The organism is Chitinophaga hostae (assembly GCF_018224885.1).
GTDB lineage: Bacteria > Bacteroidota > Bacteroidia > Chitinophagales > Chitinophagaceae > Chitinophaga > Chitinophaga hostae.
Genome location: NZ_JAGTXB010000001.1, coordinates 821,396 through 848,096, shown reverse-complemented (window position 1 = coordinate 848,096; position 26,701 = coordinate 821,396). Strand labels below are relative to the sequence as shown.

26 protein-coding genes are annotated in these 26,701 nt (G+C 47.1%); 8 read left to right on the top strand and 18 right to left on the bottom strand.

What is annotated here, in order from left to right; translation table 11 throughout:
• Positions 1 to 462, top strand: a complete 462-nt coding sequence (locus tag KE626_RS03550) for a hypothetical protein (RefSeq protein ID WP_211971491.1) — start codon at positions 1 to 3, stop codon at positions 460 to 462.
• A gap of 87 nt (positions 463 to 549) precedes the next feature.
• Here KE626_RS03550 and KE626_RS03545 read toward each other — a convergent pair whose 3' ends face one another.
• The 9 genes from KE626_RS03545 to purD form a co-directional block, all read right to left on the bottom strand.
• Positions 550 to 897 (bottom strand): nuclear transport factor 2 family protein, encoded by a 348-nt coding sequence (locus KE626_RS03545; RefSeq protein WP_211971490.1) that lies wholly within the window; start codon positions 895 to 897, stop codon positions 550 to 552.
• A gap of 42 nt (positions 898 to 939) precedes the next feature.
• Positions 940 to 1,797, bottom strand: coding sequence for an AraC family transcriptional regulator (locus KE626_RS03540; protein ID WP_211971489.1), 858 nt, complete (start codon positions 1,795 to 1,797; stop codon positions 940 to 942).
• A gap of 70 nt (positions 1,798 to 1,867) precedes the next feature.
• A complete protein-coding gene (locus tag KE626_RS03535; RefSeq protein WP_249207227.1) occupies positions 1,868 to 2,617 on the bottom strand; it encodes an MBL fold metallo-hydrolase in 750 nt (249 codons plus the stop codon).
• 122 nt (positions 2,618 to 2,739) lie between these two features.
• On the bottom strand, positions 2,740 to 4,026 hold the full coding sequence (gene rodA / locus KE626_RS03530) for a rod shape-determining protein RodA (protein ID WP_211971488.1): 1,287 nt from the start codon (positions 4,024 to 4,026) through the stop codon (positions 2,740 to 2,742).
• A gap of 30 nt (positions 4,027 to 4,056) precedes the next feature.
• On the bottom strand, positions 4,057 to 5,994 hold the full coding sequence (gene mrdA, locus KE626_RS03525; RefSeq protein ID WP_211971487.1) for a penicillin-binding protein 2: 1,938 nt from the start codon (positions 5,992 to 5,994) through the stop codon (positions 4,057 to 4,059).
• A 158-nt stretch (positions 5,995 to 6,152) separates the two neighbouring features.
• Positions 6,153 to 6,662 carry a rod shape-determining protein MreD gene (gene mreD / locus KE626_RS03520; RefSeq protein WP_211971486.1) on the bottom strand — a complete coding sequence of 170 codons (510 nt, stop codon included), beginning with the start codon at positions 6,660 to 6,662 and terminating at the stop codon, positions 6,153 to 6,155.
• A complete protein-coding gene (gene mreC / locus KE626_RS03515) occupies positions 6,659 to 7,546 on the bottom strand; it encodes a rod shape-determining protein MreC (RefSeq protein WP_211971485.1) in 888 nt (295 codons plus the stop codon). Before mreC ends, mreD begins: the two co-directional genes overlap by 4 nt.
• Positions 7,547 to 7,637: 91 nt before the next feature.
• Positions 7,638 to 8,660: a rod shape-determining protein gene (locus tag KE626_RS03510; RefSeq protein ID WP_106527013.1), complete on the bottom strand. Its 1,023-nt coding sequence runs from the start codon at positions 8,658 to 8,660 to the stop codon at positions 7,638 to 7,640.
• A gap of 331 nt (positions 8,661 to 8,991) precedes the next feature.
• Positions 8,992 to 10,269 (bottom strand): phosphoribosylamine--glycine ligase, encoded by a 1,278-nt coding sequence (gene purD, locus KE626_RS03505; protein WP_211971484.1) that lies wholly within the window; start codon positions 10,267 to 10,269, stop codon positions 8,992 to 8,994.
• A 168-nt stretch (positions 10,270 to 10,437) separates the two neighbouring features.
• Here purD and KE626_RS03500 point away from each other — a divergent pair, with 168 nt between their 5' ends.
• From KE626_RS03500 to KE626_RS03490, 3 genes are all read left to right on the top strand, one after another.
• On the top strand, positions 10,438 to 12,150 hold the full coding sequence (locus tag KE626_RS03500) for a peptide MFS transporter (protein ID WP_211971483.1): 1,713 nt from the start codon (positions 10,438 to 10,440) through the stop codon (positions 12,148 to 12,150).
• Positions 12,151 to 12,304: 154 nt separating this feature from the next.
• Complete coding sequence (locus tag KE626_RS03495) at positions 12,305 to 14,353, top strand: OPT family oligopeptide transporter (RefSeq protein ID WP_211971482.1); 2,049 nt, start codon at positions 12,305 to 12,307, stop codon at positions 14,351 to 14,353.
• 126 nt (positions 14,354 to 14,479) lie between these two features.
• Positions 14,480 to 14,989: a hypothetical protein gene (locus tag KE626_RS03490; RefSeq protein WP_211971481.1), complete on the top strand. Its 510-nt coding sequence runs from the start codon at positions 14,480 to 14,482 to the stop codon at positions 14,987 to 14,989.
• Between the two features lie 208 nt (positions 14,990 to 15,197).
• Here the strand turns inward: KE626_RS03490 and KE626_RS03485 are convergent, their stop codons facing one another.
• The 3 genes from KE626_RS03485 to KE626_RS03475 all read right to left on the bottom strand — a co-directional run bounded on the left by KE626_RS03485 (position 15,198) and on the right by KE626_RS03475 (position 19,384).
• The gene (locus KE626_RS03485; RefSeq protein WP_211971480.1) at positions 15,198 to 16,403 is read right to left on the bottom strand and encodes a DUF1501 domain-containing protein; all 1,206 of its coding nucleotides are present in this window, start codon (positions 16,401 to 16,403) and stop codon (positions 15,198 to 15,200) included.
• A gap of 225 nt (positions 16,404 to 16,628) precedes the next feature.
• A complete protein-coding gene (locus tag KE626_RS03480) occupies positions 16,629 to 18,080 on the bottom strand; it encodes a DUF1800 domain-containing protein (protein ID WP_211971479.1) in 1,452 nt (483 codons plus the stop codon).
• Positions 18,081 to 18,175: 95 nt separating this feature from the next.
• Complete coding sequence (locus KE626_RS03475) at positions 18,176 to 19,384, bottom strand: molybdopterin molybdotransferase MoeA (RefSeq protein ID WP_211971478.1); 1,209 nt, start codon at positions 19,382 to 19,384, stop codon at positions 18,176 to 18,178.
• A 47-nt stretch (positions 19,385 to 19,431) separates the two neighbouring features.
• Between KE626_RS03475 and moaC the strand changes: the two genes are divergently transcribed.
• Both moaC and KE626_RS03465 read left to right on the top strand, forming a co-directional pair.
• Positions 19,432 to 19,917: a cyclic pyranopterin monophosphate synthase MoaC gene (moaC, locus tag KE626_RS03470; protein ID WP_211971477.1), complete on the top strand. Its 486-nt coding sequence runs from the start codon at positions 19,432 to 19,434 to the stop codon at positions 19,915 to 19,917.
• Positions 19,901 to 20,500, top strand: a complete 600-nt coding sequence (locus tag KE626_RS03465) for an NTP transferase domain-containing protein (RefSeq protein WP_211971476.1) — start codon at positions 19,901 to 19,903, stop codon at positions 20,498 to 20,500. The genes moaC and KE626_RS03465 overlap by 17 nt, the downstream gene beginning before the upstream one ends.
• 51 nt (positions 20,501 to 20,551) lie before the next feature.
• Here KE626_RS03465 and KE626_RS03460 read toward each other — a convergent pair whose 3' ends face one another.
• Together KE626_RS03460 and moaD are read right to left on the bottom strand one after the other, a co-directional pair.
• Positions 20,552 to 20,953: a molybdenum cofactor biosynthesis protein MoaE gene (locus KE626_RS03460; RefSeq protein ID WP_211971475.1), complete on the bottom strand. Its 402-nt coding sequence runs from the start codon at positions 20,951 to 20,953 to the stop codon at positions 20,552 to 20,554.
• A 46-nt stretch (positions 20,954 to 20,999) separates the two neighbouring features.
• Positions 21,000 to 21,233, bottom strand: coding sequence for a molybdopterin converting factor subunit 1 (moaD, locus tag KE626_RS03455; protein ID WP_211971474.1), 234 nt, complete (start codon positions 21,231 to 21,233; stop codon positions 21,000 to 21,002).
• 78 nt (positions 21,234 to 21,311) lie between these two features.
• Here moaD and KE626_RS03450 point away from each other — a divergent pair, with 78 nt between their 5' ends.
• Both KE626_RS03450 and moaA read left to right on the top strand, forming a co-directional pair.
• On the top strand, positions 21,312 to 21,683 hold the full coding sequence (locus KE626_RS03450) for a DUF7009 family protein (RefSeq protein ID WP_211971473.1): 372 nt from the start codon (positions 21,312 to 21,314) through the stop codon (positions 21,681 to 21,683).
• A 3-nt stretch (positions 21,684 to 21,686) separates the two neighbouring features.
• Entirely contained in the window at positions 21,687 to 22,664 is a 978-nt protein-coding gene (gene moaA / locus KE626_RS03445; RefSeq protein ID WP_211971472.1) for a GTP 3',8-cyclase MoaA, read from the top strand.
• 27 nt (positions 22,665 to 22,691) lie between these two features.
• Here the strand turns inward: moaA and KE626_RS03440 are convergent, their stop codons facing one another.
• From KE626_RS03440 to serS, 4 genes are all read right to left on the bottom strand, one after another.
• Complete coding sequence (locus tag KE626_RS03440) at positions 22,692 to 23,435, bottom strand: sulfite exporter TauE/SafE family protein (protein WP_211971471.1); 744 nt, start codon at positions 23,433 to 23,435, stop codon at positions 22,692 to 22,694.
• A gap of 2 nt (positions 23,436 to 23,437) precedes the next feature.
• Positions 23,438 to 24,523 carry a HesA/MoeB/ThiF family protein gene (locus tag KE626_RS03435; RefSeq protein WP_211971470.1) on the bottom strand — a complete coding sequence of 362 codons (1,086 nt, stop codon included), beginning with the start codon at positions 24,521 to 24,523 and terminating at the stop codon, positions 23,438 to 23,440.
• A gap of 43 nt (positions 24,524 to 24,566) precedes the next feature.
• On the bottom strand, positions 24,567 to 25,115 hold the full coding sequence (locus KE626_RS03430) for a GNAT family N-acetyltransferase (protein ID WP_211971469.1): 549 nt from the start codon (positions 25,113 to 25,115) through the stop codon (positions 24,567 to 24,569).
• Positions 25,116 to 25,332: 217 nt separating this feature from the next.
• Positions 25,333 to 26,601, bottom strand: a complete 1,269-nt coding sequence (serS, locus tag KE626_RS03425) for a serine--tRNA ligase (RefSeq protein ID WP_211971468.1) — start codon at positions 26,599 to 26,601, stop codon at positions 25,333 to 25,335.
• Positions 26,602 to 26,701 lie beyond the last annotated feature (100 nt).

Genomic DNA, 26,701 nt, shown 5'->3' with positions numbered 1-26,701 from the left:
ATGTTTGTGCTACTCTCCACCTCCGGTGTAAGCAGCGCACAGCAACCTCCATCTGATGACCCCGCCGAAAAAATAAAAGCCATCCAGATTCAATACCTGACCAAAAAGCTTGATCTCACCACAGAAGAGGCACAAAAGTTCCTCCCTGTGTATAATAACTATACCAGCGAAGTAGAACAGCTGATCGCAGAACGCCGTCAGAAAAGAGAACTGGAAAGATTATCCACCGATAATGCCGACGATGCCGCCCGCAAAAACATGGATAAGGAATTGAAATATGAAAAAAGGCTACTGGATATCCGGTCCCGCTACAGTACAGAGTTCCAGCGCGTATTACCCGGTAGAAAGGCAGGTATGGTTTTCAAAAGCGAAAGAGAATTCCGTAACATCATGATCAATCACCTGAACTCCCAGCGAATGAACAGGATGGGACAGGGTGGAGGCCTCAGGAGAAGACCATAAATAGCATTAAGAATTTCAAATTACGAATGACGGATTTACAGGCAGATAGTAGCGAACCATTTCCTGTAAATCCGTCATTCGTCATTCCTACTTATAATGTGCCCTGACTTCTGCAATCAGCCCCTTTTCGTTCAGCACCATTAACTCCGCACTAAGCATATCTTTTACGCTCTTATAGTACAGTACCACCGAATTTACACCCTCCAGGATATGATACAATTCAAAATGTAAATCGGGATAGGCTACCAAGGCCTTGCTGAAATATGCCCGCAAATTTTCCTTTCCCCGTAAACAGCCCGCAGGATCATTATTGATCTTTTTGATAATGGGCGAAAAGAATAAAATGTCTTCATCATAATGCGACAGGATTTCTTCCAGGTTGTGCGAGTTCCAGGCCCGTACCCACGCTTCACCAAAGTTGGTCAGATTTTCCATAGCTCTCTTTTTGATAACAAAATAGCAATTTGGGGAACAGGTCTATTTGCTGAAAAGATCACTTTCCATATTTCTCCATTGCAATGGCGTCAGCTGAAAACAACGCCGGAACTGCCGGTAAAAATGGGTGATATCCTCAAATCCGGTACTGTAGGCTATTTCGGCAATAGGCCGACTGGTGGTTCGCAGCAGGAATCCCGCCATCTGCAACCGTTTTTCCATGATCCACACCATCGGGCTGCAATGATATACTTCTCGAAAACGCCGTTTCAGCGTAGCGGTACTCATGTGCCCCATGGCTGCCATTTCCGCCAGCAACCGCACCTCCGGTAAATCTGTACGCAGCTTTTCCATCACTTCCGGTAACGGGTATTTCACTGCCCTGGCCAGCATTGCGCTGATGGGCTCCTCCTTATTGATCAGATGCAGTGTGTGGGAAAGAATATCATAATAGTTAGGCGACTCCCAATCTCTTGCAAAATGATCCAGCAGTGATTGCGTAAAATGCCGCCATTGCGCATTTGGCGGCAGGGTAGTCAACGCTTTTGTGCAGGAAGTATGCCTCTTTTCTTTGCCTTTCAGCTCCACCTGTATCAGCTGATCAGGTATCACCAGGTTAATGCTGCTGTACTGCTGCTGAGGCCGTAATATTTCAGAACAAAGCAATGTACCCGCCGGTATCAGCAATGCATCACCGGCACGCAGATGATGCACCCGCCTGCCATCGTACATTCTTTTTTCGCCCTGTACCACGAGGTTTAATACCGTATGCGGTATGTATAACTCATGCGACACCCGGTCACGGTAAAGACTATACGATGCCCAGCTCTGTCCCTGCTGCTGCCATGTTTTAACTTTATGCTGCCCGCGAAGGGTCAGTTCATCAAACAAGGAATACAATGATACAGCTTTTAGTGCTTAGCTATTAGCTGTTAGCACCTGTTACAGATTAAAAACTAACTGCCAACAACTAAACAAATTTATAAAATGGTTCCTTCGTATCATGATAGAAGAGGAAAGTCCAGCCTTCCTGCTTGCCACGTTCCAGGAACTCCTGCCTTAACTCCATGCTGCGCTTGCCATCATAGTCATACTTGGCGGCGAAGCGACTTCTCATCTGCGAGATCTGCGGCGCCACATCTCCTCCAAAAAATACTTTGTCGTCTCCGTCATCTACCAAAAATACCTGGTGATAAGGACAATGACCGCCTGTTACCTCATAATGAATATAGTCGTCGATAGTACCGTTGCCGGTAGTAAACACCACATTATCGCGTTGCTGCAACAAAACAATATCCTCGGCCAGGTACGACTTACCGGAGTGCTCCAGGGCGTACACCATCTCCTCATTATTCACATAATAGGTAGCACCGGGAAAAGTAAGCGTGCGTTCACCTGTGATAGGATCAGCGGATGATACACCGCCGGAATGATCTTTATGCAAATGACTCATCAGCACCTTCGTGATCTCCATTGGATTGACGCCATGATCGATCAGATGCTGATGGATCTGCAATACGCCATCCGGATTGCGGAAACCCAGGCCTGTATCAAATAAAATATAATCCCGGTCTGTAATCAACAGGAAAGGCTGTATTTCTACCAGCAATGACCCATGCGGACGATCCTGCATATGGTCTGTTCCCGGGTTAAAAGGAAGGAATTTCTTGGTCCCGTCTACGGTAAATGACCCTTCTGATAATGGAATGATACGTGACATCCTGCAAAGATAGCTAAAAGCTGAAGGCATAAAGCAAAAAGCTATTGTAGCGAATGACATAAGTAATAATCGCTTATATTATTCGCTACAATAGCTTTTTGCTTTATGCCTTCAGCTTTTAGCTATCTTAAAACCATCTGCCGGTCGGCATCCAAACGAAGCAGGATAAAGATCAGCATGGTGAATGTCATCAGGGATGATCCCCCATAACTCACTAATGGCAGCGGGATCCCGATTACCGGGGCCAAACCGATCGTCATCGCAATATTGATGGCCAGGTGGAAAAAGATAATACTGGCTACTCCATAAGCATAGACTCGCGTAAAGGTCGATCGCTGTCGTTCGGCTACAAATATGATCCGGAAAAGCAGGGCCACAAAAATAGCGAGGAAAATAACGCTCCCGAAGAAGCCAAAATCTTCTCCTATGGTACAAAAAATGAAGTCGGTACTCTGTTCAGGTACAAAATCGTAACGGGTTTGGGTGCCTTTCAGATAACCCTTACCCCAGAAGCCACCGGAGCCAATGGCAATCATACTTTGCCGGGTATTGTAAGTAGCTTTCGGATCATTTTCCTTACCCAGCATTACTTCAATACGACGCACCTGGTAATCCTTGAGCACTTTGGTAAATACAAAGGGTACAATAAACATCACAAACAGGCCGCAGAAGGCGTATACACCCAATATTAATGCAAGCCTCGATCGCTTTCGCTTTATTTCACGCCGGCTGAAATAGATGACCAGCGCGGTGATGACCGTAAATATGATAAAGAGCACCGTTCGGTCTACCAACAGGGCTGATAATACCAATACGATACCTGAAAACGCAATCACCAGTAACACGCCGGGTAATCCTTCACGGAACATTACCAGGAAGAAGGAAAAATATACCAGGGCCAGTCCCGTTTCATCCTGTAAAATGATGATACCGGCCGGGATCAGGGCCAACGCTGCTGCTATTAACCGGGACCGTAGTTTTGTAAAATCTGTTTCCTGCGATGAAAGATATTTGGCCAAAGCCAGGTTGGTACATAGTTTGGTCAGCTCCGCCGGCTGAAACTGGAATCCACCGATCACCAGCCACGAGTGCGACCCTTTTACATCCTTACCGATACCCAATACCAATAACAATAGCAACAGCCCCCCGGCATACATGAGGTTGGCCGTGGCTGTAAAAAACTTACTGTCCGTAAGCCAGATCACAGCAGCCAGCACCAATGATATCCCCAACCAGATCAGCTGGCGGGAGTAGTTCTTGCCAGGATGGATAATATCCTGCCATACATTGTCGTCACCCCGGTATTCCGCAGCAAAAATGGACATGATGCCGATGATCACCAATGCGAGGTACAGGCCAACTATTGGCCAGTCTATCCCTTGTGTCAGTTTGGCTTGCGAGCGGTTCATTATTAATTAATCGGTTTATTCGATGATCGGTTAAGGCGTTTTCTTCTTGATAACTGCATTGTTGTTTAATGAATCCAGGTGCGATTTTGCCAGCATGGCGGCATCTATTGTTACTGTTTCCATTACTGTTTTCAGCAGCGGCTGACGTTTGGTGGAGATACTGTCCTTCAGGTACTTCTCCATCATCAAACTGGCGATAGGCGCCGCATACTTTGCACCAAAGCCGGAGTTTTCCACGATAACGGCAATGGCTATACGGGCTTTTTCTGCCGGGGCAAAGGCCACAAACACCGCGTGGTTTTTCAGTTTGGTTCTTACGCCGTTTACAATACCATAGTTCTCCGCTGTACCGGTTTTACCACCAATGGTAATTCCTTCGATCTGGGCTATACGGCCGGTACCGCTTTCCACCACGTCTGTCATTCCATGAATTACAGCGCTGTAGGCCGTATCAGAGATATGCGCCACATCGTGTTTTTCTTTGTATTTGTCTAACAGGTGGGTATTATCATTGTCGATGCTTGCTACAAAGTGAGGAATATAGAATGATCCGCGGTTCGCAACAATACACATGGCGTTGGCCATCTGCAATGGTGTTAACAGCAACTCACCCTGTCCGATTCCCAGGAACACTGATGTACAGGAGTTCCAGCTGCCTTTATACCGGGCATCGTAGTATTTTTTGTCTGGCACCAGTCCCCGGCCTTCGCTGGGGATATCGATACCGATCTTATGTCCGAACCCAAAGCTGTTCATATAATCGGCCCATTTCTGCATACCGCCTACTTTGATGCCTCCAAATTTCCCCGCATCCACGCTCAGGCGGTATACGTGCGAGAAATAGGAGTTACAGGAATGCGATAAGGCCAGTCGCAGGTTGGCAGCGTGGCCGGCATCATGGTGTTCACACTTGATAGGACGGGAACAGCCATAGTAGGCGCCGCCGCAGGGGTATCCGAAGCTCGGCGTAATCACTCCTTCATCCAGTCCTACCAGGGCAATCATCGGCTTAAAAGTAGAACCGGGGGGATAAGTAGCCTGGATGGCCCGATTAAAGAGCGGCTTGGTAGTATCTGTATAAAGCTTGCTGAAGTTGGCGCTGCGGTAAGGACCTGTCAGCAGGTTAGGATCAAAACTGGGACCGCTCACCATTGCCAGGATACCGCCGGTTTGCGGATCTATGGCCACGATGCTGCCCGATTTGCCTTTCATTAATTTTTCGCCAAGTACCTGTAATTCCACGTCCAGTGAAAGCCGCAGATTTTTACCGGCAATAGCCGCACTGTCAAATTCCCCGTTTTCATATGATCCCTGTGGCCGGTTAAGGTTATCCTTAATCAGGTATTGTATCCCTCTCTGGCCCATCAGCACCGACTCATATGTTTTCTCCAGACCGGTAAACCCGAGATAATCGCCGGAGTTATAGGAGCTGTAGTTGGCCGTGTCTTTCAACATGGCAGGGGAGATCTCCGCAATATAACCCAGGATATTGGCTGCCGCCGCATAAGGGTAGGAGCGGATCTGCCGGGGCACCAGTTCGAAGCCCGGTGAAAACAGGTACATGCTTTCCTGTAGCTGTCCAAATACTTCCGGCGCCAGCAGGGGAGCAAAAACGGATTGCCGCACACGCCCGTTTTTTACGATGGCGGTGATAATACGCTTTCTGAATTCTTCCGTATCTATTTTCAGGATATTACAGAGATAAGCGGTATCAATATTCTTTACACTGGCAGGGGTTACTACCAGGTCATACAAAACATCATTACCAAGGATACTGCGGTTCTGCCGGTCGTATATAATACCACGACTGGGATATATCACCTTACGCAACACGGCGTTGGCATCCGCCAGCTTGGCGTATTTCTTTTCCACGATCTGCAGAAAGAATAACCTGGTGATGATCAGAATTACCATCCCCAGTATAATCATCTGTATTACTCTCTTCCTGGGCTGATTGAATACTGACATGCGATTAAAGGACGGGTATATTTTAGGTTACAAAAATAGCGGAAAGCTGAAAGCTAAAAGCCAAAAGCACCCATATTTTGTTGTTATCGTTTATTTCTTTTCCATTCGCGCTGATGTCTGCGGCAAATAGCTTTTTGCTTTTTGCCTTCGGCTTTCTGCTATTTCTTCGAGAAGAACAGCAGTTCATACAGTACAATCAGGAAAAGACTGGCCAGTGCTGAAAAGACGATCTTCATGAGCAGGTATAATACATTGCCGGAGCCAAATACTTCCAGCATAAAAAACACCGCATGATGTAACAGTACCAGGATTGCAGCATAGATGAGAAACTGCGACACACCCATGCTGGTCATGGACGGTGTTTTCTGGGTAGTTTCAAAACCTCCCTGTGGCGATAGGATATTGATAATAAACGGGCGCAGATAGGCGATGAACACACAGGCTGCAGCATGCATACCGGGAGTATTCATAAACATATCCAGAGACAACCCCATCAGCAGGCCCATGAGCATCAGCGCCGGGCGAGGCAGATTAAAGGGTAGCGCCAGTATAAAAAGCATATACAGGTAGGGGCTCACCAGTTGATGCAGCAATATTTCATTGAGCACAAACACCTGTATCAGCAACAGGAGCACAAAGCGGATTATATTTCTTAACAGTATACTCATTTAATCAACTTATACGTCGAATCTTCCAATCGTTGTTGTTCATCTCTCAACAGGTTTTCTATCACATACACATATTGCAGGTTAAAGAAATTGGTCGCCAATTTCAACCGGATAGTAAACGAGGTGCTGGCTTTATCTCCTACAGCAATATTTTCTACATAGCCGATAGGAATATTTTCGGGGAACAGGGCAGAGAAGCCGCTGGTTACCACAGTATCACCTTTGTGGATCTTAGCGCTTTTAGGCACATCTTTCAACAGGGCATAGCCGGCATCTTCACCATCCCAGTGTACGGATCCCATTTCCTTACCCTGGCCCAGGCGGGCACTGATGGATACAGAATTAGATTTAGACAGCATAGACAGTACTACCGAGTAGTTATCGCTCACGCTTCTTACCACTCCAACTACACCACTGCTGCTGATCACGCCCATATTAGGACGGATACCCTGCAGGGCGCCGCGGTGAATAGTAATATAGTTAACAGGCTTATTGATAGAGTTGTTGATCACTTTGGCAGAGAAGTATTCGTAGCGGCGGATCTGGGTACCGATAACCTTGTGGGCTGTATCGTCGCTGTACTGGCGTACCGTATCGATCTTGATCCCGTTAGTGGTGACCATACTGTCGTAACTGCTGCGAAGGGCGTTGTGCAGGCGCATATTTTCATTCACCAGGCTGTCGTTGGTCGACTTCAGGTGAAAGTAATACTGTACGTTATTATACTTGTCATATAATTTGCCGCTGATATCGTTAGCGGAGCTGAGGTAGGCCGTGCGCTGAAAGTTGTTATGCTGGAACACCAATACCATGCAAATCACTTCCAGTAGCAGAAATAAGAAGAAGTTAAAATATCGCCTAAAGAAAATGATTAGATTTCGCACAAGCGCGCACTGATTTTGAGATTTAGAGATTTACGGATTTTTTGATGCCGGTTGTATTAACATCTCAAAATCCGTAAATATCAAAATAGTTTTATTGCATCAGGAACGGATACTTACCAACATGCTTTAAGGCAATACCAGTACCTCTTACCACCGCACGTAACGGATCGTCCGCTACATGTACCGGCAGTTTGATTTTTTGGGTAAGACGTTTATCCAGTCCGCGCAGTAAAGCACCGCCGCCGGTCAGGTATAAACCTCTGCGGTAAATATCTGATGCCAGCTCAGGAGGCGTTGTTTCCAGCGCTTTCAGGATGGCTTCTTCGATCTTAAAGATAGATTTGTCAAGGGCTTCCGCAATTTCCTGGTAAGATACCATGATTTGCTTGGGGATACCGGTAACCAGATCTCGTCCGTTAACCGGGATGTCATCTGGTGGGTTATCCAGTTCTTTCAGGGCAGACCCGATGTGGATCTTGATCTGTTCTGCGGTTCTTTCACCGATCAACAGGCTATGATAGCGGCGCAGGGCTTCCATGATGTCTGCGGTGAATTCATCACCGGCAATACGGATACTCTGGTCACAAACAATACCTGCCAGGGCGATCACCGAAATACCGGTGGTACCACCGCCTATGTCAATGATCATGTTACCTACCGGTTCTTCCACATCGATACCAATACCCAGGGCGGCAGCCATTGGTTCATGGATCAGGTATACCTCTTTAGCGCCTGCCTGTTCAGCGGAGTCGCGTACGGCTCTTTTCTCCACTTCCGTAATACTGGAAGGAATGCAGATCACCATGCGCCAGCTGGGTGCAAACAGTGGCTTCTTGGGGTAAATCATTTTTATGAGTTCCCTGATCATTCCTTCAGCGGCATTAAAATCCGCTATCACGCCATCTTTCAGGGGACGTATAGTACGAAGATATTCGTGTGTTTTTTCGTGCATCATCATGGCCTTCTTACCAACTGCCACAATTTTGCCACTAGCCCGTTCTATCGCTACAATGGAAGGCTCGTCCACTACCACCTGGTCATTATGAATTATCAGCGTGTTCGCTGTACCAAGATCAATCGCGATTTCCTGCGTTAAAAAATTAAAAAATCCCATTGTTGATACGGTCAAAAATTAGAATGCAAAAATGAATAATTCCAACGAATATACGATGCAAAAAATGGATATTCTTGCAATAATACAGCTAAATATTAAAAAAAGTTATTTGTTGTGCAAACGGCATAGTAACTGCTTTCTTTATGCTCCGACCAGATGAACGGGATATCCCCGTTTTAATTGTTCCTGCTGCCTAAAATTGTGCCCTTACAAGTCCCGCTTTCTTTCAATTGTACCAGCCCTCCCTACTGGCTAAAAGCTATTAGCTGTTAGCTTTTAGCTTTTAGGTATCCGCGCTGATCCCTAACAGCTAACAGCTAATAGCTAACCGCTATACAAACTCATATCCTATATCACGACGGTAAGTCTTGCCATCAAATGCAATCTGCTCCGCTGTTTGCACAGAATGAGCCAATGCCATCGACAGGTTGGCCGCCAATGAAGTGATAGCCAGTACACGGCCGCCATTGGTCAGTACCTCGCTGCCTTCCTGCCGGGTACCGGCATGAAAAACGACCTGGTCATGGGCTGGAGCCGGTATACCACTTATTACCTTGTTCTTTTCATATGCTTCCGGGTATCCTTTTGATACCAGCATCACTGTAGCGGCTGCACGCTCATCGGCATAGATCGTTTGCTCACTCAGCTTACCCGATGCCACAGCATTAAACAGTTCCAGCAAATCATTTTTTAAACGGGGCATTACAACTTCCGTTTCCGGATCCCCCATGCGACAGTTATATTCAATCACGAAAGGCTCCCCTCCTACATTAATCAGGCCAAAAAACACGAATCCGTTGTATACGATTCCCTCTTTTGACAAGCCGGCAATCGTAGGCCGGATCACCTGCTCTTCTACTTTTTTCATGAAGATGTGATCAGCAAAAGGTACCGGAGATACCGCTCCCATACCACCGGTGTTCAACCCCTGATCACCTTCACCTATACGCTTGTAGTCTTTTGCTTCCGGCAATATTTTATAGGAATGACCATCCGTGATGGCAAACACCGACAGCTCAATACCTGTCAGAAACTCCTCTATTACCACGGTTTTGCTGGCATCGCCAAATTTGGCCGACTTGATCATCTGCTCAAATTCTGCAATCGCTTCCTCGCTGGAGTCCACAATCACCACCCCTTTACCGGCAGCCAAACCATCGGCTTTCAATACAATTGGTAAGGAATGCTGTTGAATATAGGCAACCCCTTCTTCATAGTTATCCGCATTAAACTCACGGTAGGCCGCGGTAGGAATATTATTGCGCTCCATGAACAACTTGGCGTATGCCTTGCTTCCCTCCAGCTGTGCGCCTTCCTGGGAAGGCCCCATCACCGGGATATGCTGCAGCGCAGCATCCTTTTTAAAGAAATCATAGATCCCGTTTACCAACGCCTCTTCAGATCCGGGAATTACAATATCGATAGCATTATCCAGGCAAAAGGACTTTATCTTCTCAAAATCACTTACACCCATGTTTATGTTCTTACCGCATTGGGCGGTACCGGCATTACCCGGCGCAATAAACAATTGACCGCACAGTGTGCTTTGTGACATTTTAAGGGCCAGTGCGTGTTCCCGGCCACCACTTCCAAGTAATAGTATGTTCATATGAATTGCCTAATAAATGCAGATGCGAAGAAAGTGCAAAGAAAGATCAAAAAAGTCCAAAAAATGTGCATTTATACCATTTTTTTACGCAGATAACCGAATTTATTTAACTTGCCATATTTAAAGGTTCTCGAAATCTAAACAACTATTGCTAAAACTAACCAATTTATGATGCAAACTGCTGTTGCACAAGAGTCCCCTATTGCCTCGCAGAAGGGCCACCCTAAAGGGCTCTCAGTATTATTTGCCACGGAAATGTGGGAACGGTTTAACTTTTATGGCATGCGGGCGTTGCTAACGCTCTTCCTGGTAAATGCACTGGCTTTCTCTGAAGCAGATTCCTCTATCATCTATGGCGGCTTTCTCGGCCTTTGCTACCTGACCCCTATGCTGGGCGGGTACATCTCCGACCGGTATCTCGGTAACAGAAACTGTATCATATTAGGCGGGTTTATCATGGGGGTAGGACAACTACTCATGGTACTGAGCGCCATTCTTTATGCCACTAACGTAGAAACGGCCAAAATGATCGTATGGCTGGCCCTCTTTGTGATCATCTTCGGTAACGGCTTTTTCAAGCCCAACATATCTTCCATGGTAGGCCAACTGTATCCGAAAGGCGATGGCCGCCTCGACTCTGCTTTTACTATCTTTTATATGGGCATCAACATGGGCGCGTTCCTGGGTATGCTCATCTGTCCTATCCTGGGTGATGTAAAAATAGACGGTGTAAGAATGGTCAGCGCTTTCAAATGGGGCTTCCTGGCCGCCAGTATCGCCATGTTCACAGGAACCATCCTGTTCTTCTTCCTGAAAGATAAATACGTGGTGAAACCAAACGGTGAAGCCATCGGCGGTAAACCAGACTTCTCCAAATCTACCGGCATTACCGCTACCGGAGAGGCTGATAAAGCCAAATTCACCACCGGCGCCATTGTTGGTGTAGTAATATTACTGGTGGTATTATTTTTTGGTATCCACTTCCTGTCACTCGACCCTAACCCGATCAAATCCTGGGTATATCCATTTATATATGCTTCCGGTATCAGCCTCGCTGTATTAATCCTGACCGATAAATCTATTACCAAAGTAGAAAGACAACAGATCACCGTTATCTACTTTGTTGCGTTTTTCGTGATCTTCTTCTGGGCCTGCTTCGAACAAGCCGGTTCCTCCCTGACCTTTGTAGCTGACTATCAGACAGATCGCCGCCTGCTGGGCTGGGATATGCCTCCTTCCTTTGTACAAAACGCCAACTCCATCTTCATCATCGTGTTTGCATTGCCTTTCAGCTGGTTATGGCTGAAATTGCAGCAACGCAACCTGGAACCTATTTCCCCGATGAAACAGTCGATCGGACTGGCATTACTGGCCTTTGGCTTCTTTATCATTGCTTTGCAGATGAAAAACCTCGGCCCTAACGAAAAGCTGGGTGTAAGCTGGCTGATCCTGATGTACCTGTTCCATACTCTCGGCGAATTGTGCTTATCACCTATAGGGTTGTCGCTCGTATCTAAACTGGCGCCTCACCGCTTTTCTTCCCTGCTGATGGGTGTATGGTTCCTCGCCAATGCCGCCGGTTACGCACTGGCCGGTACGCTCGGCGCACTGTTGCCGCCTACACTGGATAAATATAAACTCGCTACCGACAACGGTATCGACCTGAAATCTATCCTCGATGGCACCATTACCGCTACCGCCCAGCAACTGGATAAATTACACGAACTTAAACTGGCCACGCATTATCCTACTTTCGCAGGTTTCACTATTCACAACCTCTATGAGTTCTTCATGGTGTTTGTTATCCTGCCAGGTGCTGCCGCCGTACTGCTGTTCCTGTCTACCAGCTTCCTGAAAAAATGGATGCACGGTGTCAGATAATGAGAAAGACAAAAGCAGAAAGCTAAAAGCAAAAAGCTATTGAAGCGAGTGATAAGTGCGGATAATTACACGCGCTTTATCACTCGCTTCAATAGCTTTTTGCTTTTAGCTTTCTGCTTTTTCCGTATATTAAGTAACCAACAACAACCCAAACATGTCTGATAACAATTTCAAGCCTTTTGTTGCGCCTGGCGTACAAATGAAGGAATTTACCCTCAAATCCATTTTACTGGGTTGTATCTTCGGTATCATTTTCGGTGCAGCCACCGTATACCTCGCGCTGAAAGCGGGTCTTACCGTTTCCGCTTCCATTCCTATTGCCGTTATTGCCATTACTTTAGGAAGAAAATTTTTTAACACCACTATCCTGGAAAACAATATCATTCAAACTACCGGTTCCGCGGGCGAGTCCATTGCAGCCGGTGTAGTATTTACATTGCCAGGCTTTTTATTTCTGAGCGATGGCGGCGGCAACCAGTTCTTCAACTATTTCACTATCCTGATCCTGGCCATTTTTGGTGGTATACTGGGTACGCTGATGATGATCCCGTTGCGGAAATCGCTGATCGTAAAAGAACATAAAACCCTGCCTTACCCGGAGGGAACCGCCTGCGGCGATGTACTGATAGCAGGGGAGAAAGGCGGAGATTTTGCAAAAACCGCTTTTTATGGACTGGGCTTCGCTTTTGCCTACGCCATTCTGCAAAAGATCTTTCATGTGATTGCGGAAACACCGGAATACATGACCAAACAGGCCAGCAAGTTTTTTCCTTCTGCTAAAATAAGCGGTGATATTACACCGGAGTATATGGGTGTGGGTTATATCATTGGTCCCCGTATTGCCGGGGTGCTGGTAGCCGGCGGCGTACTGTCGTGGCTTGCCCTCATTCCTTTGCTGGCCTCACTGTTACCCGCCGATACCATTGCCACACAGCTGGTAAAAATAGGCTACCTGGCTAACCTGCAAACGCCCGGTGGTCAGGGTGACTGGAACCCGCTTACCCATACATTTTCAGACTATTCCGCCGCGGTATATTATGCGTATGTAAGACAAATCGGTGCGGGTGCGGTAGCAGCCGGCGGATTCATCACGCTGCTGAAAACCATACCTACTATTATCTCATCTTTCAAAGGCAGTATAGGGGCGATAAAAGATGGCTCTGAAAACACCGGCGCCAATGGAAGCGTGCCAAGAACAGAGAGGGATCTGAGCCTGAAAGTGGTTATGTTTGGCAGCCTTGCGCTGATCCTCCTGATGGCTTTTCTGCCGCAGCTTCCCGGCGATTCTATTGGTAAAAAATTACTGGTAGGTTTACTGGTGGTCGTATTCGGCGCTTTCTTCGTTACAGTATCCAGCCGTATTGTAGGCCTGATCGGCTCTTCCAACAACCCTATTTCCGGCATGACCATCGCCACGCTGATGGGTACCTGCCTGGTATTTATAGCAGTAGGCTGGACAGGCAAACTGTATGAACCCATGGCACTTGTAGTAGGTGGTATGATCTGTATAGCCGCTGCTAACGCCGGTGGTACTTCGCAGGATCTGAAATCGGGCTATATTGTTGGCGCCACGCCCATGTACCAGCAAATTGCATTGTTTATCGGCGCCATCGTATCTTCTGTGGTGATAGGTTTAACCGTAAAGTTTTTAGATAAGCCTACGGCAGACATGATCTCGCACGGTGTTACCGAACATGCAATCGGCAGCGCATACTATCCTGCCCCCCAGGGTACGCTCATGGCTACACTGGCAAAAGGTATCCTGTCGTTTAATCTCGACTGGCAATTTGTGCTGGTAGGTGTATTCCTCGCCATTACCATGGAGCTGTGCGGCGTAAATTCCCTCTCCTTTGCAGTGGGCGCCTATCTGCCATTATCTACCACCTTGCCCATCTTTGTGGGTGGTGCCATCCGCGGAGTAGTGGATCACAAACAAAAGAAAGCCAATCAAAAAATTTCCCCGGAAGAAGAAGAACTGGGTAAAGGCAACCTCTTTGCTACAGGACTGGTGGCCGGTGGAGCGGTAGCCGGTGTTATCATCGCTATCCTTGCAGGTTTCGACTGGTCTGCCGTTATTCTCGCTAAACTCAATAACCAGGCACTCCTCACAAATATCTTCGGACAAATTGGTTACTATATAATAGGCTGTGGCTTTTTCGCGTTTATGGGCTGGTACTTATACCGCACCGCACGCAAAGCATAATATTAACTTTTCAAGATAAAGCGGATGCCGGTAACTGGATGTAACAATCCAATACCGGCATCCGTTTTTGTATTTAAAATGATTAATTTAGTCGCCGAATAATTAAAACTATATATAATATAACCTATGCGTATATTAGTTACCGCCTTGCTCGGCGCCATTACACTGCTGGGTATTTCCTGCGAAAAAAGTAAAGACGATAGCCGAAAACGCACCTTTATATCGATGAAGCTCGACAACAAGGTCTATCTTTCTGAAAGCCCCAAGGGCACTATTTATGTACCAGACCTTACCGACACCAATCCGAATAACGACTATCCCAAAATGGAGATAACCGGTCAGAGCTATAACGGTGACCAGATATCTCTGAGGTTAGTTGCGCCCGCCCTGCCTTTCACACCAGGTGTATATGCCGCTACCAAAACCGGCAATGGTATGCTCATGATGCTTGCCAGCACTTATACCACCCTTACTTCCGAAGGCAGCGCCGACTTTTTTATCACTATCACACACATAGATAATGTTACAGTAGAAGGCACCTTTTCCGGTGCTCTCAAGGATACAAACGGTTCCGGCGGACCCAGAGGCACCAGGGATGGCGCTTTCAGGGCAACGGTAACGCAGATCAGCCAGTAGAGCGAATTTTATCTTGCCCAGGATTAACGGTGATTATGATGATTTTCAGGATTTTATTTTTTTAATTTTCTTAGATTTAAAAAGATTAGCGAAGATAGAAGCGAGTATTGTATCCGCTTTTATCTTCGCTAATCTTTTTAAATCACTAAAAATAAAATCCTGAAAATCATCATAATCACCGTTAATCCTGGGCAAGACAAAACCTGCATTAAACAAACTCCATATACGGATACTGCTGCCGCAGGATTTCGCGGTCATCAGCGCCCAGCCATTTATTTAGCAGGGTGGCATACACGCTTTTAAAGTCTACTTTATATTGCAGATCTCCATCTTTCAGATTCATCAGGTCAGGTCCTTCGTTTATAAGTCCGGGTTGCTTCAAACCTCCACCTACTAAAAACATATTGTTGGCGGTGCCATGGTCTGTGCCACCGCTGGCGTTCTGGCTTACCCGGCGGCCAAACTCGGAGAAGGTCATCACCACTACATCCTGGAAACGGTTATTCTTTTTCAGATCACCGGTAAATACCGTGAGGGCGTCGCTCAACTGGCTAAATAGTTTGGCCTGCTGATCCTGCTGATTCACATGCGTATCAAAGCTGCCATGCGACACATAATATACTTTTGTGTTGATATCGGACATCACCAGGTTAGCGATGGTACGCAGGTTACGCCCCAGCTCTGTATTGGGATATGCTTCCGCAGATTTGTATGTTTTAAATTGTTGCTGGATATAGGCGGCAGATGAAATGGTTTCGCCCATTGTTTTGTATAGATAGTCCACATTGCTGTGATGATCATCACCACCAGGGTGCTGGGTTAACAGGTCCTTAAAATACGTATCATTGCTGGTGCCAAACAACCTGGCCGGATCTGTTACCGCGAGTCCCTTGTCGTTGTTACCTTTCAATGCAAGACTCAGTGTATCGTCTATTTCAAGCGCCTGCGTGGGCCGGTCGCAACCTTTGCACTGTGCATCAAGGTAACGGCCAATCCAGCCATCAGACCAATATTGATCGGCCTGGCTCGCCGAATGCCAGATGTCCATTGAGCGGAAATGCGAACGGTCCGGATTCGGATATCCTACGTTATTGAGAATACCCAGCGACCCGTCATCATACAGGGCTTTCAATCCTTTTAATGCCGGGTGTATGCCCAGGTCATCGTTGAGCGATAACGCCTCTTCTCTTTTTATGCCCAACGCCGGCCTCGACCTATAGTAAATATCGTTTCGATAGGGTATAATGGTATTCAATCCGTCGTTGCCGCCGGATAGTTGTATGATCACCAGCACTTTGTTGCCGGGAGGCACTAGTGCGCCCCTTTCCAGCGCTTTCAGGAATTTTGGCATCATGATCGCTGCCGATGCCAGCGAACCTATCTGTAAAAAACGACGTCTGTTGAGGATTAGCATATAGAAGAGATTAGCAATAGCGGTTAGCGGTTAGCTGTTAGCTTTTAGCTTTTAGCAAAGTTGAGATAACAGCGAATAATAAATATAGCACAGCCTTTTTCCTTTTCGTAAGTCTATTGATGTTTGAATGCCTAAAAACTAACTATAGCATTTCTGCTTTTCCATTCTTCTCAGCAACCTCTCTCACCTTCGAACACCTAAAAGCCAATGGCTAATGGCTAAAAGCTAGCTCAGTTGATATTCCGGTGTACTCATCACATCGATGGTAACCGTTTTAATATAATTTTCCCGGGTACTGCTGTCTGCGTATTTTTCGAGCAGTTGCCGGTTGATATTGTTGTTGGATTGCTGCAGCAATATTCCTGCGATTTCATTGGCCAGATTTTCCCTGGGCACTTCGCTGAACCCTTTTATATAGGGATTCCAGTCGATGGTGGCATTTACTTTTTTTGCGAATTGCCGTTTAAGAAAATCATTAATCTGCAAGGTCATTTTGTAATTGCTGCCTTCTCCCATTTCTGGTGTCAACTCTTTAGGCATCACATTAAATGCCTGGGAATACAGGATCACCTGTGGTACCCGCAGGCGGAACATCAGGCTGGAACTGTCTATCCAGCTGCGTCCACCGGGCCATCCGGCTACATTGGGCGGATAAAAGAGTAACTGACCCAGCACCCGCTGAAACAATAACATCGTTTCTTCTTTTTCAAAACTCATGGGGATGGTCCTGCGGATGCCTACCAGCAGCTCCACCGGCGGTTTGATGCGGTTGCCAACAATACTGCTGTCGTAGAACCAGTCGGCCATAAAGATTTCCCGCATCAGCGATTTTATATCGTAGCCGGAGTGATAAAATTTATCAGACAATGCGTTTATTTTCGCTTCATCCGGGATATCGCTCACAAAGTATTTATAGATTTTTGCAGTAATGAACCTGGCTGTCTGTTTTTGCTCCAGCAGGATTTCTATAACAGCATCTCCATCAAAATTCCCTTGCTTACCCAGTAATGATTTAACGCCGTCGTCGTGTTGTTTATCACGAAATACAAAAGCACCTGCTTCATCAAATCCCCATCCTGTAAAAGCCCTGGCGGCTTCTTTCACATCTGTTTCCGAATAATTCCCCCTGCCCATGGTGAACAGTTCCATGACCTCCCGCGCAAAATTTTCGTTAGGATGCTGTTTACGATTTTGTTGGTTATTCAGGAATTGCAGCATCGCAGGAGATTTGGAGACACCGCTGAGCAAGTGACGAAAACTACCCAATGCATTATTGCGGATAACGGAAAGCAGTTGCTGATTAAATAATACATTCTGAGTGCGGCAAGCAAAATGTCCATGCCAGAAAAGGCTCATTTTTTCCCGCAGCGGGTGCTCGCTGCTGATCATCGCATTTACCCAGGAAACATTAAGATCTTTAATGCCCTCGGTATTCATCTTCTGCACATTTTTTCTTTCCTCCGGCGTCATTGTTTTAAGCTTCCGGTAGTCCGGAAGGTCAGTTTCAGCCACTACATCTACCGATGCAGCCGGTTTTTTGGTGGGCCCTATAAGCACTTTATTCACGATTTCTTTTCGCCTTCTGCTTTCCCAATCTGAGATGACTGGGAGGGTTTCTCCGAAGCCAGCGCGCCAGGCCAGATGTTGCAGCTCAATTTTGCGGGCAACTTCAGCCATAAGTATTTTGTTTATGATAAGACTGCCAAATGAACGGCGGGTTTAACGAACGGGGGATATTCCTCCGGGCTACATGATCAATTTCCGGCAATTTTCTAGCGAAACCGCCATACCTGGTAGCAACTTCCTTTCTCAAAAACATTCTCTTCCAGCGGCAGGGTTAAAAAGGCATCTGCTTTTAGCAGGCTTCCCAGGTCGCCGGAGCCCTGATAGGGCTGAGGTGTGGCAATAACCCTACCATCGGGTTGTGAATGCAGTTTTACCGGCAAGTAATATTCGAGTTCCGCATCAAAAATAACTTTCTGTGCCAGTTCCGCATACTCCGGTTCCTTCACAACGGCCGCTGTGGCAGCTTGAATCCATGGCTGCACGTAGCGGTAAAAACACATAAAACCCGAAACAGGATTACCGGGCAATGCAAACACTACCGGGCCATTTTCAAAAGTGCCAAACAGAAAGGGTTTCCCCGGCCGTTGCTGCACTTTATGAAACACCTGTTGCATACCCAGTTGCTGTAATACTTCCGGGAGATAATCAAACCGGCCTGCACTCACTGCTCCGGAACTGATCCATATGTCCGTGTCCTGCAGCATTGCCTGCAGCTGCGCACGCATTTCTTCTTCTTCATCTTTCAGATGTACATAGCTGGCTTTAATTCCCATGTGTTCCAGGGAGGCCAGCATACTGTATACATTCGACATGCGTACCTGGTGCACCTCCGGGGTGGCATGCACGGGTACCAGTTCATCGCCGGTAGCAATCAATACTACCCGGGGCTGTTTGCTCACCCGCACCCTGGTTTTGCCTACTGTGGCCAGTACCCCGGCTTCTGCAGGTCCGATCAGCGTTCCGGGCTTTATCAGTTCAGCGCCAATGTCTGTATCCGACCCTTTCCTATGAATATTTTGTCCATATTTCACGGACTTATGTACCGTAAAACGCCGGAAGCCTTCATGCTCAGAGGGGGTGAGGTGCTCATAAGGGATCACCGTATCGGTCATTTCAGGGAGAATGGCGCCTGTCATCACCTCTATACAATTGGCGGTGTTGGAAAGCTGCAGCTGCGGCGTTCCCGCAGCCTGTATATCTTCCACGCCAAAAATATGCTGCCCGCGGGCAAAGCTGTCGTAGCTTACAGCAATGCCATCCATGGTTACACGGTCAAACGGCGGGAATGGCCTGTCGGCCAGTACAGGCTCCCGCAAAATACGGCCGGTAGCGGTTTCAAAAGGCACCGTTTCAGTACCCAGGTCCCGTACAGTTTGCATAACGGCCTTAAATGCAGCAGCTACAGTCAACATCATTTTGAATTACTTTTGTAAAAGGTGAACTTGTTTAAATTTATGCTTTTATGTCCAATGAATCAAGTGGTGGTTTTTCTCACCTGAACGAAAGCGGTCAACCTGCCATGGTTGACATCAGTGGTAAACTGGATACTTATCGTATAGCCGTTGCCGAGAGTCGTGTATATTTACCTCAGCCGGTGCGCGACCAGTTCCAGGGAAGGGATATCCAAACCCGTAAGGGTGGCGTATTTCAAACCGCCATCATTGCCGGGATCATGGCGGCAAAAAAAACGCCCGAACTCATTCCGCTTTGTCATACCTTACTATTGGATGGCTGCGATGTGCAAATACAACTGGATGGAGAAGAGGCCCTGATCCGCTGCACCGTTAAAACAACGGGCAAAACAGGCGTGGAAATGGAAGCGCTCACCGGCGCCAGCGTGGCGGCATTGACCATTTATGATATGTGTAAAGCGCTTACACAGGAGATGGTTATCAGGGAAACCAAACTGATCAGCAAAACAGGAGGCAAACATGACTACACAAGATAATCCCGCAACATTAAAAGGACTGGTGCTCTGCGGCGGCCACAGCACCCGGATGCAGGAAGATAAAAGCAATATTGCCTATCATGGCATGCCGCAATGGCAATACCTGGTAAGCCTGTTGCAGTCCTTTTTGCCGGAAGTATACATTTCCTGCCGCCCGGAACAGGTCCCCGGCTTTTCAGCTTATCCTAACCTGGTGCCGGATAATGTTCCCTTCGGCGGCCCGTCTGCCGGACTACTCAGCGCACATGCATTGCAACCGGCAACCGCCTGGCTGGTACTCGCCTGCGATCTGCCCTTACTCAGTAAACAAAGTCTTGAGCTGCTCATCCGGTCGCGGAATACAACTACGGCCGCTACCACCTTTGTAAGTCCGGTCAACCAGCTGCCCGAACCACTGATTGCTATCTGGGAACCGGCAGGCCTGGCAATGCTGCAGGAAAACGTCACTGCGGGAAAGAACTGTCCCCGCAAAACCATGCTGAGCACAACGATCACGTTGCTGGAAAATCCTTATGCAACGGAACAATTCAATGCAAATACACCGGAAGAAAAAGCAGAAGTATTATCGAATTTGAGATTATAAACAAGCGCGCTAAGGCACTGCAACCGGCCAGCACTTCGATCCATGGCCGGCTCAGACAATTTCTCCATCTGCAAAAAACTCTTTTTTCCAGATAGGTACCGTTTCTTTGAGGAGGTCGATCACATACTCACACGCATCAAATGCAATACCACGGTGGGCGGAAGCCACCGCTATCACCACTGCCAGGTCTCCGGGATATTTATCGCCAACGGCATGCAGCATCACCAGTTTCTGTATCGCCCACTTCTCCTGCACCTTTACCGCTATTTTCTGCATTTCAGAAATCGCCATCGCCTCATAACATTCGTAAAACAGCTTCAATACTTCCCGTTGCTTTGTATGATTACGTACCGTACCGGCAAAAATAACCTCCCCACCGCACTCCGGCGACTGTATGAAGTCAAGTGCTTCCTGCACAGTAATGGTTTCTTTAATATTTATTAATATTTCCATCTTCTTATTACTATAACCTCCTGATATTAAACTTCTATGCGTTTTATCACCCGCCGCTTACCGGCGGTATCACCGCAACTTCGTCCTGCTGACTGATTGTTTGCTCATCTGTTGCATAAGCCCTGTTAACCGCTATCATCATGGATTTCAATTGTTGCAGTGAAGGGTACACCTCATACAGCCATGCCTTCAATGCCGCCACATCGCTTATATGCGCAGGCTTTTCCAACACCGGCACACCCGCAATATCCTTTGCTGCACCAAACAATAATATTCCCATACCTATTAAATTGTTGGTTAAAACTACAATATAGCCCTATAAAGTAGTAATTTTAATGTGGCAGAAAAATCATTTTTTATGAAAATACGGCTAAAAGGCAACAGCATAAGATACCGCCTGGACAAAACAGACCTGGAACTCCTGGAAAATACCGGCAAGGTAGAATCTATCACCCATATAGGTACGGGTACCCTTCATTTCTGTCTTCGTGGAAAAGAAATTACCGATCCCATTATCAAACTGGAGCACGACGGCGTACATCTTTTAGTTCCGCAGCCGCGCCTGACCGCCTGGTATGCACCTGACCAGGTAGGGTTTGAATTCACCCTTCCCAATGACGATGGATCAAAATTGCATGTGCTGGTAGAAAAGGATTTTAAATGCCTTACAGAGAGAGACGAGGATGATAGCCAGGCATTCGATAATCCCCTGGCAGGCCAAAATTGTTGATAAATGCTCACGGATGCCCACCATCGTATCATAGATTACGTCAGACTGTCGGTTACAGACCGGTGCAATTTGCGGTGCACCTACTGCATGCCGGAAAATATGCATTTTGTACAGCGGAAAGAATTACTGACCGACCCTGAAATATTAACACTGCTGCAAATACTGGGCGCTGCAGGCATTTCCAAAGTGAGAATCACCGGCGGCGAACCCTTTCTCCGCCCCGGTTTAATGGCGCTCCTGGAAAAAATAAAAGCTATACCCGGTATCAGCGAAATCGCCATCACCACCAACGGCGTACTTACAAAGTCTTATATCCCTGCATTACAACAGCTCGGCATCAACAATATCAATCTGAGCCTCGATACCTTGCAGGCCGACCGCTTTTTCCAGATCACCCGGCGCAACAAATTCACTACGGTAATGGATACACTCCAAAGCCTGCTGCAACACAACATGCAGGTAAAGATCAATGCTGTAGTGATGGAAAATGTAAATACGGATGAACTCACCGCCTTTACCGAACTCACCCGCGATCATGCGCTTTCAGTACGGTTTATAGAAGAAATGCCTTTTAACGGTCAGGGGCATACGTTTTCAGGTATCACCTGGAACTATCACAAAATCCTGGATACTATCAGCGATGTATATACGCTGGAAAAAATAGCAGACGCCCCGCATTCCACTTCTCTGAACTACCATATTCCGGGCCACCGCGGCAATATAGGTGTTATTCCCGCCTATAGCCGCACTTTCTGCGGCACCTGCAACCGTCTTCGTATATCCGCCACAGGTAGTATGAAAACATGCCTGTATGGCAACGATGTGCTGAATGTAAAAGGAATGCTGCAACAAAATACCCAACAACATTTATTACTGCCGGCCATACAAACCGCTATACACGGCCGCTTTGCCAATGGCTTTGAGGCGGAGCAGCATCATACCGAAAAAAATATGGAGAGCATGTCGGTAATAGGAGGCTAACATTGCTCCGCGAAAATTATTCTCTTTTTATTTCAACAGCATTCTCACCCCGGCATATAAAATCAATACCGCTGTGGCGCCTGCCACCCATCTGGGTTTCAACACTTTTGCACTCATGCGTGCGCCTATCTGTCCGCCGATAACTACCGACAGCAACAGCGGTCCGGTAAACTTCCAGTCAAATATAATCGCCTGTTTCGCTGCCTGCCCGCATAAGCCGGCAATGGAATTCACGAGGATAAAAAAGCTGCTCAAACCGGCGATGTTCTTCGCCGTATCGTATTTACCCAAACGTAATACGGGCGACAAATAGATACCACCGCCTATGCCCGTCATACCAGACAACAAACCAATGGCTCCGCCAATCACACCATACGCCACCCCGTTGCCTTTATCAGCAGGAATAATCGGTTCTTCTTTTTCAAAAAACAGGCGGTAACACATGACCAGCGCGGCTAGTGTCAGCGCAACACCCAATAACAGGAAAAAGGTTGCCTGTTTCAATGGCAGGTAACTGCCAACGAAAGCCAGCGGCACGCTGATCAACGATAGCTGCCACGCTTTTTTCAATGGCAGGTGCCCGCTTCTGTAAAAATGATAAACACCTCCAATCACAACAGCCACATTACATAATAGTGCCGTGGATTTCATCAGTTGAAAGTCCACACTCCAAAGCGCCAGGATGGCCAGGTAGCTGGAACCTCCGCCGAAGCCGGCAGCAGAATAGGCCAGCGCTACCAGGAAAAAAAGTAAACAGAGTTCTGTGATCATGGTTAGTAAGTTTGCATCTGGTCATCAATGGCACTGGCCCATGCATGGATGCCGCCTTCTATATTGTATACCTTTTTAAAGCCAAGTGTGGTTAAACGCTGGGCCACGGCCCGGCTGCGCATGCCATGATGACAAAGCACCGCTACCGGCGCGTCGGCGGGCAACTTATCTGCCTGCTGGAATACACGCGCCATCGGGATATGCAGGGATTGTGGAATATGGCAGATTTCCCATTCATCATCTTCTCTCACATCCAGCAGCGTGAAGCGGTTACCGTTTTTCAACCACTCCTCCAATTGCTGTACTGATAAGGATTGCACACCTTGTACTTCACATACGGTTTGTTCATAGTCGGCTTGAAGTGCGGTCAATTGCAGGTTGGCAGCTACGGGAGTGATATTAAATACCAGTTGGGTATTATGCAGGGTGTCTATCGTCATTAACTGGTTACGCAGCGGAGTGCCTATGCCTGTAATTACTTTCACGGTTTCATTGGCCTGGTAACAACCAATAATACCAGGCAGTACGCCTAACACACCAATATCGTTACAGTTAAGCATTTCACCGCTTTCCGGCGGCTCCGGGAAAATACAGCGATAGGTAGCCCCGTTCTCGTAATTAAATACACTTACCTGTCCTTCGTATTTATAAATGGCGCCATACACCAGTGGTTTACCGGTAATCACGCATGCGTCGTTTACCAGGTAGCGGGTACCGAAATTATCAGAGCAGTCCACTATCACATCGTAGCTGCGAAACAGCTCCAGCGCGTTATCGGTGGTGAGCCAGGTATCGTGTTTAATATGTTTAACTTCCGGGTTTAACTGTTGCAGGCGGGTCGCTGCCAGCTTTACTTTAGACATTCCCTGATCGGCGGTAGTATAAAGTACCTGTCGTTGCAGGTTGGTAATACTTACGGTATCATGCTCCACGATACCGATGGTACCTACGCCCATGGCGGTGAGGTATTGTAATACGGGGATACCAAGTCCGCCGGCGCCTATTACCAGCACCTTCGCCTGTTGCAGTAAAGCCTGTTTTTCCGGTCCAAATCCTTCCAACCGGGTCTGACGGTCATATCGGTCCATGCGGTGTTGTTTAAAGCTTAAAATTAAAAGTATTCCGGAGAAATTAAGGCAGCGGTTTTACCTGCCGGTACATCGTTACCAGGTCAGCATAGGACCCGTTTTTTTGCCGGATGCTCTGTGGCAGCCTTCCGCATTCCATAAATCCAAAGTTACGGTATAACTGCATGGCCTTTTCGTTGGGAGAAAAAACGTGCAGATAGATGAGGTGAAGCCAGGGCTTTTCATCTGCCCAGCGCAACATAGCGGTAATAAGCCGGCGGCCTATGCCCATATTATTCCACTCGCTTTCCACCGCAATACCCATTTCAACGGTATGTCCTTTTTTTTGAAGACCGCTATGGTTTAAGTTCACCGATCCAATAATACGGTCATTTACAACGGCTACCAGCAGGAGCTGGTAAGGGTTATCGATATAGGATTGAATATAATCTTCTTCAGAAGGCACATCCAGCTCCAACGACTCCTGCGGCGTAAAAAGCAGGTAGTCCGTTTCCCTTGTCAGGCGCTGAAAGCAGGCAAGCAGCGCTGCGGCATCATTGATTCCGGGAGGGCGAATGATGAGTTCGTCGCCGTTGGGCAAAAAGTGTTTCATGAGAGCGGGCGCTTTGAGAAGAACTATGCGGATTTTGTCTTGCCCAGGATTAGACTGATTTTGATGATTAAATGATTTTTTTCTGATGATTTTGGAAGATGAATGTGGGTTTTCGCTTATGTCTTCTAAAATCTTTTTAATCTTTTAAATAAAAATAAAATCCTTTAATCATCAAAATCAGTCTAATCCTGGGCAAGACAAAATCCGCATAATTGCTTTATATCATCCGGCTGCCGAAATAGCTCTGCAACACGGTAGGTATCTGTATACCTTCAGCGGTCTGGTTGTTTTCCAGGAGGCAGGCCAGGATACGCGGCAATGCCAGGGAGCTGCCATTCAGGGAATGCAGCAACTGTGGTTTACCATTGTTTTCCTTGAAACGTATTTTCATACGGTTGGTCTGATAGGCTTCAAAGTTGCTGACAGAGCTCACTTCCAGCCATTTTTGCTGGGCGGCGCTGTAAACTTCAAAATCGTAAGTGATCGCAGAAGTAAAGCCCATATCGCCTGCACATAAACGAAGGATACGATAAGGCAGTTCCAGCTGGTTCAGCAGTGCTTCTACGTGAGCCACCATTTCACCCAGTGCTTCAAAAGATTTATCAGGATGTACGAGCTGCACCACTTCTACTTTATCAAACTGGTGTACCCGGTTTAATCCGCGTACATCTTTACCATAAGAACCCGCTTCCCTGCGGAAACAAGGCGTATAGGCCGTCATTTTCACCGGGAGGTCGGTATCTTTCAAAATCTCATCCCGGTAAATATTGGTCACCGGTACTTCGGCTGTGGGAATAAGGTAGTAGTTGTCTTCCGTGGCATGATACATCTGTCCTTCTTTATCGGGCAGCTGACCGGTACCATAGGCAGATGCTTCGTTTACCAGGTAGGGAGGTGCATACTCTGTATAACCGTTGCTGGTATTATAGTCCAGGAAGTACTGAATCAGTGCGCGTTGCAAACGGGCGCCCCTGTTTTTGAAAACGGGGAAACCACTGCCTGTAATTTTATTACCCAATTCAAAGTCAATCAGATCGTACTGTTTGGCCAGGTCCCAGTGAGGAACCGCGCCATCATACAGGTCCGGAATTTTACCGCCTTTCCGCACTTCCACGTTTTCTTCCGGCGTTTTACCAGCAGGCACCATGGCAGCGGGCAGGTTGGGCAGCTTTACGAGTGCATCGTGCAATGCTTTTTCTGTTGCATTCAGTTCATCGTTTACAGGTCCCAGGCGCTCTTTCAACGCTGCTACTGCAGCACGTTGCGCCTCACCTTCCTCTTTCTTACCCTGGGCCATCAACTTACCTATTTCCTTAGATAAGCTGTTTACCTGTGCCTGTGTGTCATCGTATTCAAGGGTTAATTTCTTACGCTTGTCGTCCAGCGCCAGCACTTCTTCCACTACTTCCAGCTCTTTGAAGTTCTTGAAAGCCAGGCGCTCTAATACTAATTCTTTATTTTGACGTATAAACGGTACTTGTAACATGTTGTTTGATCAAATTTTAGCAAAGATATTAAAATAGCGGAAGGCTGAAAGCTGAAAGCAAAAAGCTAGGATAGCGGATAATCTGCGCTTGGGTAGCTTT